Here is a 16,171-nt window from a genome sequence, read left to right as displayed (position 1 = left end):
GACGGCGTAGGGGATTTTAAAAATGTGTCGAAAATCCCTTTTTCGGAGGAGACATTTACGATCTATACATCCATTGCGTGCATGATTCGGCTGCTGTTTCACTATCAAGGAGATGCTGGGCAGGGTCCGTCGCCTTGAGGGGGTGTTGTGGTCCCCGGTCATGGCGGTGCGACATCGCGCCGCCTTCCCAAGCATGGAAACGCCTGGGAATTTTTTGCGCCGTTAAGCCTGCCTCAAGCTTTTTGCAACCATGCCTTGCGGGTAGCGCCCCGTTATAGCGCCCTGATGTCGCTTCATAAATCGCCTGTCGATTGAATTTCCGGCCGGCCCACACAGCCACAGAAAATCTAACCTTGTGTTGTCCCCTGGCTTTTTATACGATGTGAAGCGTGGGGTGAAGCAATCGGGGGTTGTCAATATGGAGTGATCCGACAGTCGGTTTCTTATTCTCGGATAAGGGCGGCGTCTGACTCACTTCCATTTTCCGTACCTTCAATAAAAAAAGCTCTCTAGGTGCACTCTATTTGCACCTGGGCCCGGCCCTCGCTTGCCCGCTCACACGCTAAGCGTGCGAAACCTTGCGTATAGCGCAATTAGGAGGAGCCAGTATGTTCAACAGGCGAGACGCCCTCAAGGCCGGCATGGCCGCCGCGGGTGCTGGTTTCGCGGCAAGTCAGGTAAAGGCCGCGCCACAGCACGGCCAGCGGCCGTTCCCTCAGAGCGGTCTTGTCTTTCCGCAAACCCACTACCCGAGCGTCGTGGCCCGGCCGAGTCCGAAGGTCACGCCGTTCGTTGCGCCGCTGAATATCATGCCGGTGGCGCAGCCGGTGCCGCAGAGCGATCTGCTGAAGCCGGAGAATGGTGGTGTGGCCCCGGATCCCGACCGTCACCAGCGGTTCAACGAGTTCCCGCCGCAGAAGTTCTATATCGAGCATCTCACCGAGATGCGCTGGCGGTACCACCCGGAGGCGCCGTACGGGGACGGCGGCACCGGGTACAGCACCACGGCGGGTTCCTGGAGCTACGGCTTCAACAACCTGGTGCCGGGCGCGACCTACAAGGCGTGGTACGGTGAGCCGATCTTCCTGCGTCGTCTGAACAAGATGCCGCCGATCGGGTCGCCCGACACGAAGGTCAACTTTGCCCTGCCGTCGCTGACAATCCATCTCCACAATGCCCACACGGCTTCGGAGAGTGACGGCATCCCGCAGGACTACTTCGATCCGGGCGAGTTCTGGGATCACCACTACGGCAACTTCCCGGCCGGCTTCGACGACCGCGAGAAGATGAACACCCTGTGGTACCACGACCACAGGCTCGACTTCACCTCGCCGAACGTCTACGCGGGTCTGACAGGCTTCTACTGGCTGTTCGACGAGTTCGATTCGGACAACGAGAACGACCCGAACCCCGCCGCCAGCCGCCTGCCGAGTGGCGAGTACGACATCCCGCTGATTCTGCACGACGTGCAGTTCCAGGAGGATGGCCAGGTTGCCTGGGACTTCTTCACCCCGGACATCCAGGAACTCGACGGTCACCATCTGCCGAGCTTCATGCACACGACGTTCGGCATGCTGGGCGATCAGTTCACGGTGAACCGCACCATCCAGCCGTACCTGGACGTGAAGCGCCGCAAGTACCGCTTCCGTATCCTCAACGGCGGTCCCAGCCGTCTGTACGACCTCTACCTGCGTTCGGACAGCGACGACCCGAATGCGAAGCTGGGTGAGAAGTTCATCACGATCTCGGAAGACGGCAACCTGCACGAGGAGCCGATCGAGAGCGACAACGTCGAGGTCTGGGTCGCCAACCGCCGCGACGTCATCGTCGACTTCTCGCACTTCAACGCGGGCGACAACGTCTACCTCGTCAACCGCAAAGAGATGCGGGACACCGGCGAGGGCCCGACCGGCCGTCTGCTCGATGAGGGCAACCTCATCATGCAGTTCCGTGTCCAGGCCGACGAGGTCGAGGATCCCAGCCGTATCCCGGACGTGATGCGCAAGCAGCCGGACATCGACTTCCGCGAGGTCCGTCGCGAGCGCCTGTTCACGTTCGACTACGACAACGGCCTCTTCACCATCGACGGCCGCCTGATGGATCCGAACCGCGTCGACGCGGCGATGGAGCAGGGCACCGCCGAAATCTGGACCTTCCGGAACGAGGGCAACGCGTGGGGGCATCCGATCCACACGCACATGGAGGAATTCCAGGTCTTCGAAATCAACGGCAAGCCGGTTCCGCCGAACTCGCAGCTCGATACCAAGAAGGACGTCGTCCAGCTTGGCCCCGGCGACGAGTTCCGGTTCTTCAGCCGTTGGCGTGACTTCTTAGGCAAGCACGTCATGCACTGCCACAACGTGGTGCACGAGGACCACGCGATGATGATCCGGTGGGACATCGTCGAGCCGGGTCAGGGCGACTGATCGCCACCCGGATGGAAAGCCCACTCGGATAATCGAGAGGTTAAAATGACTGAGCGACGCGATCTGTTCAGGAACGTGTCCGCCATCTGCGGCGGTGGGACGAACCCGGCGAAGTTCCGGGAGATCGACCTCAAGACGAACGGCGGTTTCCCGCACGTCGAGGCCGAGATCCACACCGGAGAGCGGGCACGGTTCTACGAGGACCGGATCAAGAACAAGGTCTTCCTCGTGAACTTCATGTCGATCGACGATGAGCAGAATTTCCCGGTCACGGCCAACCTGGCCAAGACCGCGCAGCTCCTGGGCGACAAGGTCGGCCGGGAGGTGTTCATCACCTCGATCACGCTGAACCCCGAGAAGGACACGGTCGAACGTCTGGCCGAGTTCGCCAGCAAGCACAACGCGCCCAGCGGCTGGTGCTTCATGCGGGCGACGGCGGAGGACGCGGGCACCTTGCTGCAGCGGATGTACCACTTCGGCAAGAACATCGGCCCGCAGCTCGGCCGCATCGTGTTCTACGGGAACGGTCAGGCGAACGTCTGGGGTTCCTTCCCCGGCATGATCCGCCCGGAGGACGCGGCCAACCGCGTGACCTGGGTGATGCCGAAGGAAGTGCCCTCGACCCCGCGCCTGGCGGGTCCCGCACGCTTGGGCCAAAACCCGTACCCCTGGAACAACCGGGCGGTCTGACGCGAACCCAGATCCCCGTCCGCCAAGGCGGACATGGGATTCACTTTGGGACGCAAGACACGGAGTTCAGCGATGCGAAAGCGTTTTACTAAGAGTGTGCTCGGCACTGTGTCGGCGGTGGCTATGGTCGCCGGCGCAGCCGTGGCACAGGCACAGACCAACCATCCTGGTCCGCTGCCACTGCCTGGCGACCTGAGCGTCGAGCTGTCGCCCGACGGCAAGACGACGATCTTCACGACGGGCACCGCCTTCTATGACGAGGTGAACCCGTTCGCCGAGCGGCCGCCGTCCAACGTGCTGCCGACGGTGTACGAGAACGCCACGGACAGCGGCGGGGACATCATCCCGAACACGCTGCCGTCCACGCCGGAGAATCCGTATAACCTGCACCCCGATCCGGTGGTCACGGACATCAATCCGCGCTCGCCGGAAGAGGATCTGCGGCGGATCATCCAGCACCTTAACGAGGTGGCCTACTCCGAGGCCCGCCAGGCGACGGACCAGGAGTTCTTCGCCAACGGCAAGGGCGTGCCCGCCGATGCCCGCCGTGGCGGCATCGAGCGCACGGGTAGCGATGCCGGCACCATCGAAGAGGACGGTGCCTCGCAGATCGACTACGACAAGGTGCAGATGGCCATCGATATCCTCGAGGGCAATCCTGTCGCCAACCGTGCCTACAGCGGCCTTCCGCTGCTGCACTACAAGGGCTCGGAGTTCGTCAAGACCGTCGACCCCGAGACCAAGAACGTGACGGTGCACCAGATCTGGACGCGCGAGAACATCGAGTCCGACGCGATGTTCATCGACCCGTCCGCCGTGCCGAACGAGGAGTGGACGATCACCTACGTGATCGACGTTCTTCGCCGCGGTCACGAAGACTTCGCGCCGTTCATGCTGCTCTTCGACGACCCGAACGATCTTGACGGTGCGGCCCTGCCTCACGTCGCGATGGACCAGACGTTCTTCCCGATGGAAGAGGGCAAGCGCTACACCTTCAAGATGAAGATGCCGCCCGCCCGGTACTGGAACCTGACGTACCATTGGGGCTGGCGCGTACACTCCCCGCGCATTCAGTCGGTCGAGAACGCGACCAAGGTCGTGGCCGGCAAGAATATCGTCGAGTGGGAGACCGACGTCTTCGGCGAGAATCCCTCCTCCACCGAGGAGAAGAAGCTGAAGGCCATCAGCATGATCGGCGACCTGTCGCCGGCCAAGCGGATGTGGAAGGCGTTCCGGGAGATCGAGGATATCGCTCCGGCGAAGCCGCACAGCTACCTCCGCACGCTGGTGGACGAGCTGCAGGCTTCGTTCGAGGACTGGAAGCACCGCAACAAGCTGCCGCGTGGTGTTGAGCCGTCGCCGGACCATCATCAGACGCTGTTCTACGTGAACAACACGATCTACGGCACGATCAACGACCAGGACGCCAATGCACAGCCGATCTTCCACCAGTGGGAGACCCGTGGTGCGACGATGACCTCGAAGCTCTACAACGGCGACTACTTCCCCCACGCCTACTTCAGCGTGGACTTCGGTGGCCTGCGTGGGTACGAGAACATCTTCCAGAACACCCTGCCGATCGGTGGTGCCGGTCCGTGGTTCACCTTCGGGCGTGCCCACTGGTTCATCAACACCGCCGCTCCGGCCCTGGTGCCCGCGGCCGAGCGCCCGGACACCTACGAAGAGGGCTCCTACTACGAGGTGGCGGCGCTGCCTGAGGAGGCCTCTGAGGTTGCCCAGGGCGTGCGGCCGAACTGGCTGGAGCACCCGGGTAACAACGGGTACTGGACGGAGCCGACCGCGGAAGGCATCGGAGAGCACAATATCGCGATCAACTTCCGGTATGAGCCCTCCATCCGTCTGCGCTACTACCAGTTCGATCCGCTGCACCACAACGTGGCCATCTGGTCGGTCCACTAAGGTGTCGTGAAAGGTGCGGGCCGTCGCCTCCGCGGCGGCCCCACCGCACGGCTGGTAGCAGACACCGATTTTTGATTTCTGGCAGGGGCGACGTGGGTGTAGCGTCTCCCCTGCCACTTTCGGGGGAGCGGAGGCCAAAATGTTCAAATATAGCTTGTCGAAAAACCGCGTACTCAGCACTGCCGCGTTCGTCCTTGCGAGCGTGCTGTCCTTTCAGTTGCCGGCCCAGGCCGCCGAAGGCGCGGCCCAGGACGGCGTAGGCCTCTCGGAATCGCGGGACTATCAGCGCACCGAACGGGTGTATGAGATCCCGGAAGCCACGCTGCGCAACCGTTTCGACGAAGATGTACGGCTCGACAAGCTGCTGGCCCAGGATCGCCCCGTCCTGATGCAGTTCATCTTCACGAGCTGTGCCACCATCTGCCCGGTGATGAGCGCGACCTTCGCGCAGGCGCAGGGCGACCTCGTCGAGCAGGACAGCGACACGCAGCTCATCTCGATCTCCATCGATCCGGAATACGACACGCCCGAGCGCCTTCGCGAATACGCCAAGCGTCAGGCCGCCGGCGACAACTGGACGTTCCTTACGGGCGAGTTCGATACGATCTTCCGCGTCGTCCGCGCTTTCGACGCGATCTTCGAAAGCGACAATAAGATGTATCACGAGCCCTATACCTACCTTCGCGCCGCGCCGGGCGAGCCCTGGCTGCGCATCAACGGCCTGGTGAGCGTCAAGACCCTGCTGGAGGAGTACCGCACCGTCCTGGCGAAGGGCGACGACACCCTGGCGAACAAGGCGGCGAGCGCGAGCGAGTAGGATCGCAGACTTGGCTATTCGGCCGACATGTGACCTCCCGCCGGCGTTGCGCGCGTCAATGGGCCCGTCAAGCGGACCCGACGCGCGCCGCCGTGCGCGCTACGGCAGGCCACGGAAAGCCTAACTTCATGCACAACAGCGGTAACATAAGCACCCTTGCTATACATGCGTAGATTGTGGTGTAAAACGACGAACTGACGCCGTGCCCTTCTTGCGGTACGGCCAAGCCATCCTTGTCCGTAAACGAATCGCCGGAAGGGCCGAAACCGTCATGCCGATAAGGCCAGTCTCCCTCTCCCTTCAGCGCCTGGGGATTTTCCTTAGTGCCTGGGCGCTAGCGCTTGCAGTCGTGTTGCCCGTCTCCGCGGCCGACGAAGGCACCGCGACGGCTGAAACCGAGAACATCAAGGTCGAGCCGCTGCCCGAATCGCGTATCCAGGACGGCCGGATCATGCCGGCGGACGTCCCCGGCAACGAGGTGTTCGCCAACGGCGATCCCGAGAAGGGGCGGCAACTCTACGAGGACGGGGTGACGGCGGACGGCGAACCTATCCGCGCAACGACGAAGGGCGACATTTCGGTCACCGGCACGCAGTTCAGTTGCGTGAACTGCCACCGGCCCAGCGGCATGGGCTCCAGCGAGGGCGGCAACTACGTGCCGCCGATCACCGGGTCGCACGTCTTCAACAAGCGTGTGCTGAACCGCGAACTGCGCAATGAGCGGTTCAAGGAATTCTACAAGGAATCCCAGCCGAAGAGCTTCTGGGTCGAGCTGCGCCAGCCGCGCCTGCGCCCGGCCTATACGAACGAAACGCTGGCGCGCGCCATACGTGCCGGCGTCGCCCCAACGGGCCGCGAACTGGCGTCGATCATGCCGCGCTACGAACTCAGCGACCGCGACGTGGCGAACCTGATCGCTTACATGCGCACGATTTCTATCGAGGACGATCCGGGGGTCGGCGAGGAGAAGATCCATCTGGCAACGATCGTCAGCGACAACACCGATCCGACGCTGCGCGACGCATTCCTGAAGACCGTCAACATCTTCGCGGAATGGACGAACAAAGACCTCGGCTCGCAGATCGCGCGCCCGAATTTCTCGCCCTACTATCGCTCGGAATTCATCGACTCCTTCAAACTCTGGGAGATGCATACCTGGCGTCTGGAAGGCCCGCGGGACACTTGGCCCGAGCAGCTTGAGGCCTACTATGCGGAGCAGCCGGTGTTCGCGGTGGTGAGCGGCCTGGTGAAGGGGGCGTGGAAGCCCGTCGGCGACTTCTGCGACGCCAAACGCCTGCCTTGCGTGTTCCCGAATACCACTCTGCCTCGTATCGAGGACGCGGAGGGGAACTACACTCTCTACTTCTCCAGAGGGTTGCAGCTGGAAGGGGAGGTGCTGTCGCGCTTCCTGGCAAAGGGCGACACCGCGCCGGAGACGATCCTGCAACTACGCGCCGACAGCGCCTCTGGCCGCACGCCGGCCGATGCCTTCGTGCAGGCGGCCGCGCGGGACCTTCCCAACGCCGAGGTGGAGACCCGGGGCTTCGCGACCGGCGAAGAGGTCGAGGTTGCGATTGCCAAGGCCGCGGCGGACGCCGGGGACATCGACACGCTGGTGATCTGGCCCGGTGACCATGCCGAGGCGGCGGTCGAGGCGTTGAACCGCCATGCGCCGGATATCGCCACGATCGTGTTGCCGTCGCCGGCTTTCGAGGTGGCGCGGGAGAAGGTCGACCCGGCGCTGCACGACCGGGTCCGGTTGACCTTCCCCTATGAGAAGCCTAGCGGCTACCACCCGCGCTCGTTCCGGGTGCGGGCGTGGATGCGCAGCCGTGGTCTGCCGTTGCCGGACTGGCGGATGCAGTACCAGACCTATTACGCGTTGACGATGCTGCAGTTCGGCTTCGAGCATCTGCTGACCGACTACCACCGCGACTACCTGATCGAGATCATCGAGCACGAGGCGGAGAACGAGCTGAACCCCGGCACGCATCCCAACCTCGCACTCGGCCCCGGTCAGCGCTTCGCATCCAAGGGCGCGCACGTGATCGCCCTCGATGCGGAGGCGCGCAAGGGGCACAAGGCGGTCAGCGGCTGGATCGTGCCGTAAGGCGGCATGGACGGGCGGCCACGCCGCCGCGCTTCGTGCGCCGCCGATTTTCCGAAGAACCGGGTCCGCGCTGCCGGCGCGGGCCCGGTTTTGTTTGTGGTCCGTCCCGGCATCAGGGCGTGCGTCGACCGCGCCTTAACGTCGTCGGCCTTCGGATTCGCCTGACCCCGTCGCTTTGGCCCGTATTCAACCTGCAGTTGCTTGTATCCTGACTGTGTCATTAGGGGGCACAACGAGTGGCTTACATGAATCGTTGTATCGTCAGCGTTCTCAAAAAGTCCGCTGAATACGGGAACGACCTGCATTTCGGCATAGCTCAATAAGATAATCTTCGGAGTGGAATAAGGATAAAAATCAATTTTATGAAGTCACGAACAGAAATATGTGTGACTTCATATGAGGATGATTATTTCGGGTTGCGTGTATAGCCGCAGCGCATGCCACGTACGATTGCGTTGTTCGCGCACGACGCAAGTGTGTACGAGATCAGGTCGCATTCTCGTGTGGGTTGAGTTTCGAACGGACTCTCCCCGCTTTCGCCCCACCGGCATATCGGTCCAAATGCCTTGGAAAGCAGGCTGATTCTGGATATCGACGCGCCTCTGGCAGGGAGGGTGTCGTCGCCGACCGTGAATTGATCCGCCGGCTCTTGCACGGCTCTGAAGAGCGCGCGCGAGAGATTTCTTTCCGCAGGCACGCATTAGCCCCATTTGGGCACGCTGCCGGGGGTTTAATGATATTCACAACTTTCGCACGGAAATCTTCACCAATTAACCCACTGACTTTTTTAAAAACTTCCCGTATCAATTGTGTGACACATCCCCTTAACCGCCCGTAAAGAAACTATGCTTGAGCGACCCATCAACCCTGTATATCATCCGAGGCGTGGGTCGTTGCAATCGGGGGTTGCGAGAAAAAGGGGTGGGAACTGGGCAAATCTGCCCGCTTTCCTAGAAATCAGACTAAGCGAAGAACAACTGGCACGTGGGCCGAAAACACCAAGCCAGGAGACCCTCGTCTGCGCGCTCCACAAGCATTGCGTGATGAAAAAGCACGTGTACGCAATTTGGAGGAGCCAGAATGTTCAACAGGCGAGACGCCCTCAAGGCCGGTATGGCCGCCGCGGGTGCTGGTTTCGCGGCAAGTCAGGCGAAGGCCGCGCCACAGCACGGGTTGCGGCCGTTCCCGCAAAGCGGCGAGGTTTTCCCGCAGACGCACGTTCCGAGCGTGGTGGCCCGGCCGAGTCCGAAGGTCACGCCGTTCGTGGCGCCGCTGCATATCATGCCGGTGGCACAGCCGGTGCCGCAGAGCGATCTGCTGAAGCCGGAGAATGGCGGTGTTGCTCCGGACCCTGAGCGGCATCAGCGGTTCAACGACTTCCCGCCGCAGAAGTTCTACATCGAGCATCTCACCGAGATGCGCTGGCGGTACCACCCGGAGGCGCCGTACGGGGACGGCGGCACCGGTTTCAGCACGACCGCGGGTTCCTGGGGCTACGGCTTCAACAACTTGATCCCGGGCGCGACCTACAAGGCGTGGTACGGTGAGCCGATCTTCGTGCGTCGTCTGAACAAGATGCCGCCGATCGGATCGCCCGACGCCAATGTCAAGTTCGCCCTGCCGTCCGTCACGATCCATCTCCACAATGCCCATACGGCTTCGGAGAGTGACGGCATCCCGCAGGACTACTTCGATCCGGGCGAGTTCTGGGATCACCACTACGGCAACTTCCCGGCCGGCTTCGACGAGCAGGAGAAGATGAACACCCTGTGGTACCACGACCACAGGCTCGATTTCACCGCCCCGAACGTCTACGCCGGGCTCAGCGGTTTCTACTGGCTGTTCGACGAGTTCGATTCGGACAACGAGCGGGACCCGAACCCGAATGCGAGCCGCCTGCCGAGCGGCGAGTACGACATCCCGCTGATCCTGCACGACGTGCAGTTCCAGCAGGATGGCCAGGTTGCCTGGGACTTCTTCACCCCGGACATCCAGGAGATCGATGGCCACGCGCTGCCGAGCTTCATGCACACGACGTTCGGCATGCTGGGCGACCAGTTCACGGTGAACCGCATCATCCAGCCGTACCTGGACGTGAAGCGCCGCAAGTACCGCTTCCGCATCCTTAACGGCGGTCCCAGCCGGCTCTATAACCTGTTCCTGCGTTCGGACAGCGACGATCCGGCCGCCAGGCTCGGCGAGAAGTTCATCTCCCTGTCGAACGACGGCAACCTGCACGAGGAGCCGATCGAGAGCGACAACGTCGAGGTCTGGGTGGCGAACCGGCAGGACGTCATCGTCGATTTCTCGCACTTCAAGCCGGGCGACAACGTCTACCTGGTGAACCGTCTGGAGATGCGTCCGACGGGCGAGGGGCCGAGCGGCCGCCAGCTCGACGAGGGCGACCTCATCATGCAGTTCCGTGTCCAGGCGGACGAGGTCGAGGATCCGAGCCGTATCCCCGATCAGATGCGCAAGCAGCCGACTATCGACTTCAACGAGGTCCGGCGCGAGCGCCTGTTCACGTTCGACTACGACGGTGGCCTGTTCACCATCGACGGCCGCCTGATGGACCCGAACCGCGTCGACGCGGCGATCGAGCAGGGGTCCGCGGAAATCTGGACCTTCCGCAACGAGGGCGTGAAGTGGGGTCACCCGATCCACACGCACATGGAAGAGTTCCAGATCTTCGAGATCAACGGCAAACCGATCCCGCCAGGGACCATCAAGGACACCAAGAAGGACGTGGTCCAGCTTGGCCCCGGCGACGAAGTCAAGCTGTTCGGCCGTTGGCGCGACTTCTTCGGCAAGCACGTCATGCATTGCCACAACGTCGTGCACGAGGACCACGCGATGATGATCCGGTGGGACATCGTCGAGCCGGGCCAGGGCGACTGATCGCCCCGCAGAGGTACGGCAGAAATCCGAACAGTTGAGAGGATGAGATGACAGAGCGACGCGATCTGTTCAGGAACGTGTCCGCCATCTGCGGCGGTGGGACGAACCCGGCGAAGTTCCGGGAAATCGACCTCAAGACGAACGGCGGTTTTCCGCACGTCGAGGCCGAGATCCACACTGGCGAGCGGGCACGGTTCTACGAGGACCGGATCAAGAACAAGGTCTTCCTCGTGAACTTCATGTCGATCGACGATGAGCAGAATTTCCCGGTCACGGCCAACCTGGCCAAGACCGCGCAGCTCCTGGGCGACAAGGTCGGCCGGGAGGTGTTCATCACCTCGATCACGCTGAACCCCGAGAAGGACACGGTCGAACGTCTGGCCGAGTTCGCCAGCAAGCACAACGCGCCCAGCGGCTGGTGCTTCATGCGGGCGACGGCGGAGGACGCGGGCACCTTGCTGCAGCGGATGTACCACTTCGGCAAGAACATCGGCCCGCAGCTCGGCCGCATCGTGTTCTACGGGAACGGTCAGGCGAACGTCTGGGGTTCCTTCCCCGGCATGATCCGCCCGGAGGACGCGGCCAACCGCGTGACCTGGGTGATGCCGAAGGAAGTGCCCTCGACCCCGCGCCTGGCGGGTCCCGCACGCTTGGGCCAAAACCCGTACCCCTGGAACAACCGGGCGGTCTGACGCGAACCCCAGCCCCTCGCCGCGACACGCGCGATCAGCGAGGGATCGAGTTTGGGACGCAATATACGGAGTTCAGTGATGCGTAAGCGAATCACGCGTAGCGTGCTGGCCACGGTGTCGGCGGCGGCCATGCTGGCCGGTGCCGCCGCGGCTCAGGCACAAATCAATCACCCGATGCCGCAGGTGCGGCCGGCTGACAGGACATTCGAGCTGTCCGACGACGGCACGACGTCCTTCTTCCAGACCGGTTCGGCGATCTTTCCCGAGGTGAACCCGTTCACCGAGCCGACACCGTCGAACATGCTGCCGACGATCTACGAGAACGCCCGGGACAGCGGCGGGGACGTCATCCCGAACACGCTGCCGTCCACGCCGGAGGATCCCTACAACCTGCACCCCGATCCGGTGGTCACGGACATCAATCCGACCTCGCAGGGACAGGATCTGCGCAACATCATCAAGCACCTGGAGGAAGTCGCCTTCCAGGATGTGCGTAAAAAGACCAACCAGATGGTGTTCAAGAACGGCAAGGGGGTTCTTGCCGACGGTCGCCGGGGCGGTGCCGAGCGCACCGGCGAGGACGCGGGCGACCTGCCCGAGGCCAGTCCCTCCATCGACCGGGACAAGGTCCAGATGGCCATCGACATCCTCGAAGGCAATCCGGTTCCCAACCGGGTCTACAGCGGTATCCCGCTGCTGCACTACAAGGGCCCGGAGAGCGTCAAGGTCGTCGATCCGGAGACCAAGAACGTCACCGTCCACCAGCTTTGGGGCAAGCAGAGCATCGAGTCCGACACGATGTTCATCGATCCCTCGGCGGTGCTGAACGAAACCTGGACGATCACCTACGTCATCGACGTCATGCACCGGGGCCACGAGGACTTCGCGCCATTCGTGACCTACTGGGACGACCCGAACGACATCGGCAAGCGCGTGCCGAACGTCGGCATGGACCAGACGTTCTTCCCGATGGAAGAGGGCAAGCGCTATGTCTTCAAGATGAAGATGGCGCCGGGCCGTTACTGGAACCTGACCTACCACTGGGGCTGGCGCGTCCATCCGCCGCGCATTCAGGCGATCGAGAACGCCACCAAGGTCGCGATGGGCAAGACCCTGCCGCAGTGGGAGAGCGACGTTTTCGGCGAGACCCCCTCGGCGAGCGAGGAGAGCAAGCTGGAAGCGATCAGCATGCTCAGCGATCTTGCCCCGGCCAAGCGGATGTGGACGGCGTTCCGCAAGATCCGCGAAATGGACCCGGCCTCTCCGAACGTCGCCCTGCGTTCGCTGGTGCGTGAACTGCGCGCGGCCTATGAGGACTGGTCGGACCGCACGAAGCTGCCCCGCGGCGTGGAGCAGGCCGAGGGTTACGACCTGACGCTCGTGTATCTGAACAACACGATCTACGGCACCGTCCACGAGGTGAACCGGGACGCCGAGGAAAGCTGGCGCGACTGGGAAACCCGCGGCGAGACCCTCAAGGTCAAGCTCTACAACGGCGACTATTTCCCGCACGCCTACGTCAACGTCGACTTCGGTGGTCTGCGTGGGTACGAGAACACCTTCCAGAACACGCTGCCGGTCGGCGGCCAGGGGCAGTGGTTCACCTTCGGCCGGGCCTACTGGTTCCAGAACACCATGCGCCCGACCCTGGTGCCGGGAGCCGTGCGTCCGGAGACCGAGGACGCCCATCCGGGCGTTGGACCCCGGCGCGACGTGCCGGGACTGGCTGCTATCCGCGACCACGCTCTCGCCAACCCGAACGTCGGGATGAAGAACGGCGTGGACAATCAGCCCGACTGGCTGAGGCATCCGGGCTTCGAAATCGCCGAGGCGCGGACGGCCGATGGCCTGGGTGAGCACAACGTGCACGTCACCTACCGCTATGAGCCGTCGATCCGGCTGCGCTTCTATCAGTTCGATCCGCTGCACCACAACGTGAACATCTGGTCCGTTCACTAAGGTGGAGTGACGGTGCGGGCCGCCGGCGATCCTGGCGGCCCCATCGAACCGAAAGACGATGCCGATACAAGAAGGAGCAGGCGTGCGATGCGCCTGCTCCTTTCTTTTGTGTGCCGGCGGTTTCTTGGGTTCTTGTTCCGCGGTCACCTACTTCCCGTGGTCGGTCTTGAATATGCCGGTATGACGGCCGGATCGCTGTGCGAGCCGTCACACACCGGAACGCAGCGGGCAGGCGTCGCCGGTCAGTGGTAACCTTCGCCCGGCTGCACCTTGCCGCGGAAGACCCAGTAGGTATACGCGGTATAGGCCAGGATGATCGGCAGCAGGATCGCCACGCCGACCAGCATGAAGATCAGCGACGAGGTCTCCGAGGCGGCCTCCCAGACCGTCACGGTATGCGGCACGACCGTCGGGTAAAGGCTGATCCCCAGGCCCAGGTAGCAAAGCAGGAACAGCGCGATCGACAGCACGAAGGGCTGGATCTCCCGGCGCAGGTTCACCGCCCGCCAGAGCTGGAACAGCACCAGGGCGGTGACGATCGGCACCGGCGACAAAAGGGCGATGTTGGGCCAGGAGAACCAGCGCTGGTGGATCGTGTTCTCCAGGAACGGCGTCCAGGCGCTGACCGCCAGGACGAACAGCAGCACGACGCTCATCAGCGGCACGGTCCGCTCGTACGTCCAGTCCTGCAGCGCGCCCTCCGTCTTCATGATGAGCCAGGTGGCGCCCAGCAGCGCGTAGCCGGCCACCAACCCGAAGCCGGTCAAGAGCGCGAAGGCGGACAGCCAGTCGAACGGCCCGCCGACGAACTGGTTATCCTGGATCTGGAAACCCTGGATGAAGGCGCCCAGCGTCACCCCCTGCGCGAAGGCGGCCAGCGTGGAGCCGCCGGCGAAGGCCAGGTTCCACCACCACCTGTTGCGCGGCGCCGCCTTGAAGCGGAACTCGAAGGCGACGCCGCGGAACACCAGGGCCAGCAGCATCACGATGATCGGCAGGTAGAGTGCCGGCAGAATGGTGGCGTAGGCGACGGGGAAGACCGCCATCAATCCGCCGCCGCCGAGCACCAGCCAGGTCTCGTTGCCGTCCCAGATGGGGGCCACCGAGTTCATCATGATGTCGCGGTCCTGGTCGTGCTCGGCGAAGGGGAACAGGATGCCGATACCAAGGTCGAAGCCGTCCAGCACGACGTACATGATGACGGCGATGGCGATGACGACCGACCAGATGACGGGAAGCCAGAATTCCATGACGCGGCCTCCTTATTCCGCGGGTGCCGCGGCGTCGCCGGCGGCGGAAAGGGGCCGGGCCGGGGTGCCGTGGGCGGGCTCGCCCTGATCGGCCTCAGGCCCCTTCTTGGCCAGGCGGAACATGTAGAACATGCCGGCCCCGAAGATGATGCCGTAGACCACGACGAACAGGATCAGTGTAGCCAGCACGCTGCCGCCCGGCACCGGCGACACGGCCTCGCTGGTGCGCATCAGGCCGTAGACGATGTACGGCTGCCGGCCCACCTCGGTGACGAACCAGCCGGCCAGCACGGCGACGAAGCCAAGCGGCGTCATCAATGCCTGCACGGTCAGGAACCAGCGGCTCTCGAACAGCCGCCGCCGCAGGCCGAGGAACGCCCCGGTCAGGCCCAGCGCGATCATCGCCAGGCCGATGCCGACCATGACGCGGAAGGAATAGAACACGATCGGTACGTTCGGCTGGTCTTCCGGCGCCCACTGGTCGAGGCCGTGGACCTCGCCGTTCCATTCGTGCGTCAGGATCAGGCTGCCGAGGTTTGGGATGCCGATCTCGAAGTGGTTGGTCTGCGCCTCCTGGTCCGGCACGGCGAACAGGATCAGCGGCGCGCCGGTCTTGGTTTCCCAGTGGCCTTCCATCGCCGCCACCTTGCGCGGCTGATGCTCCATGGTGTTCAGGCCGTGCATGTCGCCGATGATGAGCTGTGCGGGCGCCAGAACCGCCAGCAGCCCGACCGCCATCGCCACCATGATGCGCCCGTGCGGCAGGTTTCTGCGGCGCAGCAGGTACCATGCGCCGACGCCGCCGACGACCAAGCCGGTACTGAGGAAGGCCGCCGTCACCATGTGCATGAAGCGGTAGGGGAACGACGGGTTGAAGATCAGCTCGAACCAGTCCGTCGGCACGAAGCGGCCGTTCTCGATGGCGAAGCCCGCCGGCGTCTGCATCCACGAGTTGGCGGAGAGGATCCAGAACGCCGAGACGGTGGTGCCCACCGCGACGATGCAGGTGGTCGCGAAGTGGACGCCGCGCGGCACGCGGTTCCAGCCGAACAGCATGATGCCCAGGAAGGACGCCTCCAAAAAGAAGGCGGTCAGCACCTCGTAGGCCAGCAGCGGCCCGATGACGGGCGCGGCAATGTTGGAGAACTGCGACCAGTTGGTGCCGAACTCATAGGACATGACGATACCCGAGACGACACCCATGGCGAAGGAGACGGCGAAGATCTTGGTCCAGAAGCGCGCCAGCTCGTAGTAGACGCGGCGCCCGGTGTAGAGCCACAGCCCCTCGACCACGGCCAGCCACGCGGCCAGCCCGATGGTGAAAGATGGGAAGATGATGTGGAACGACACCGTGAAGGCGAACTGGATGCGCGAGAGTAAGAGCGGATCGAGGTCCATGGCTTCACCCC

At 63.3% G+C, this 16,171-nt stretch carries 10 protein-coding genes; 8 read left to right on the top strand and 2 right to left on the bottom strand.

The genetic code is table 11. The annotated features are described in order from the left end of the window. Positions 1–608 precede the first annotated feature (608 nt). The 8 genes from DRB17_RS04605 (at position 609) to DRB17_RS20130 (ending at position 13,512) form a co-directional block, all read left to right on the top strand. On the top strand, positions 609–2,426 hold the full coding sequence (locus DRB17_RS04605; RefSeq protein WP_114581008.1) for a multicopper oxidase family protein: 1,818 nt from the start codon (positions 609–611) through the stop codon (positions 2,424–2,426). Between the two features lie 45 nt (positions 2,427–2,471). Continuing rightward, positions 2,472–3,116, top strand: a complete 645-nt coding sequence (locus DRB17_RS04600; protein WP_114581003.1) for an SCO family protein — start codon at positions 2,472–2,474, stop codon at positions 3,114–3,116. Positions 3,117–3,239: 123 nt separating this feature from the next. Further along, positions 3,240–5,036 carry a hypothetical protein gene (locus tag DRB17_RS04595; RefSeq protein ID WP_114581007.1) on the top strand — a complete coding sequence of 599 codons (1,797 nt, stop codon included), beginning with the start codon at positions 3,240–3,242 and terminating at the stop codon, positions 5,034–5,036. Positions 5,037–5,175: 139 nt separating this feature from the next. Beyond that, entirely contained in the window at positions 5,176–5,853 is a 678-nt protein-coding gene (locus tag DRB17_RS04590) for an SCO family protein (protein WP_114581006.1), read from the top strand. A 271-nt stretch (positions 5,854–6,124) separates the two neighbouring features. Next, positions 6,125–7,963 carry a c-type cytochrome gene (locus DRB17_RS04585; RefSeq protein WP_114581005.1) on the top strand — a complete coding sequence of 613 codons (1,839 nt, stop codon included), beginning with the start codon at positions 6,125–6,127 and terminating at the stop codon, positions 7,961–7,963. 1,080 nt (positions 7,964–9,043) lie between these two features. Further along, entirely contained in the window at positions 9,044–10,861 is a 1,818-nt protein-coding gene (locus tag DRB17_RS04580; RefSeq protein ID WP_114581004.1) for a multicopper oxidase family protein, read from the top strand. A 47-nt stretch (positions 10,862–10,908) separates the two neighbouring features. Continuing rightward, positions 10,909–11,553, top strand: coding sequence for an SCO family protein (locus DRB17_RS04575; protein ID WP_114581003.1), 645 nt, complete (start codon positions 10,909–10,911; stop codon positions 11,551–11,553). Between the two features lie 78 nt (positions 11,554–11,631). Continuing rightward, complete coding sequence (locus tag DRB17_RS20130; RefSeq protein WP_153242355.1) at positions 11,632–13,512, top strand: hypothetical protein; 1,881 nt, start codon at positions 11,632–11,634, stop codon at positions 13,510–13,512. Positions 13,513–13,754: 242 nt separating this feature from the next. Here DRB17_RS20130 and cydB read toward each other — a convergent pair whose 3' ends face one another. Both cydB and DRB17_RS04560 read right to left on the bottom strand, forming a co-directional pair. Beyond that, positions 13,755–14,762, bottom strand: coding sequence for a cytochrome d ubiquinol oxidase subunit II (gene cydB, locus DRB17_RS04565; protein ID WP_114581002.1), 1,008 nt, complete (start codon positions 14,760–14,762; stop codon positions 13,755–13,757). Positions 14,763–14,774: 12 nt separating this feature from the next. After that, complete coding sequence (locus tag DRB17_RS04560) at positions 14,775–16,160, bottom strand: cytochrome ubiquinol oxidase subunit I (RefSeq protein ID WP_114581001.1); 1,386 nt, start codon at positions 16,158–16,160, stop codon at positions 14,775–14,777. Between the last annotated feature and the right edge of the window lie 11 nt (positions 16,161–16,171).

This window comes from Ferruginivarius sediminum (genome assembly GCF_003344765.1).
Taxonomy (GTDB): domain Bacteria; phylum Pseudomonadota; class Alphaproteobacteria; order Kiloniellales; family Rhodovibrionaceae; genus Ferruginivarius; species Ferruginivarius sediminum.
This window is presented reverse-complemented; position numbering and strand designations above follow the sequence as displayed.

What these genes read in the sequence shown, in the direction of transcription:
- DRB17_RS04605 (WP_114581008.1), top strand. Translation starts at nt 609, where the DNA reads ATGTTCAACAGGCGAGACGCCCTCAAGGCCGGCATGGCCGCCGCGGGT.
- DRB17_RS04600 (WP_114581003.1), top strand. Translation starts at nt 2,472, where the DNA reads ATGACTGAGCGACGCGATCTGTTCAGGAACGTGTCCGCCATCTGCGGC.
- DRB17_RS04595 (WP_114581007.1), top strand. Translation starts at nt 3,240, where the DNA reads ATGGTCGCCGGCGCAGCCGTGGCACAGGCACAGACCAACCATCCTGGT.
- DRB17_RS04590 (WP_114581006.1), top strand. Translation starts at nt 5,176, where the DNA reads ATGTTCAAATATAGCTTGTCGAAAAACCGCGTACTCAGCACTGCCGCG.
- DRB17_RS04585 (WP_114581005.1), top strand. Translation starts at nt 6,125, where the DNA reads ATGCCGATAAGGCCAGTCTCCCTCTCCCTTCAGCGCCTGGGGATTTTC.
- DRB17_RS04580 (WP_114581004.1), top strand. Translation starts at nt 9,044, where the DNA reads ATGTTCAACAGGCGAGACGCCCTCAAGGCCGGTATGGCCGCCGCGGGT.
- DRB17_RS04575 (WP_114581003.1), top strand. Translation starts at nt 10,909, where the DNA reads ATGACAGAGCGACGCGATCTGTTCAGGAACGTGTCCGCCATCTGCGGC.
- DRB17_RS20130 (WP_153242355.1), top strand. Translation starts at nt 11,632, where the DNA reads ATGCGTAAGCGAATCACGCGTAGCGTGCTGGCCACGGTGTCGGCGGCG.
- cydB (WP_114581002.1), bottom strand. Translation starts at nt 14,762, where the DNA reads ATGGAATTCTGGCTTCCCGTCATCTGGTCGGTCGTCATCGCCATCGCC.
- DRB17_RS04560 (WP_114581001.1), bottom strand. Translation starts at nt 16,160, where the DNA reads ATGGACCTCGATCCGCTCTTACTCTCGCGCATCCAGTTCGCCTTCACG.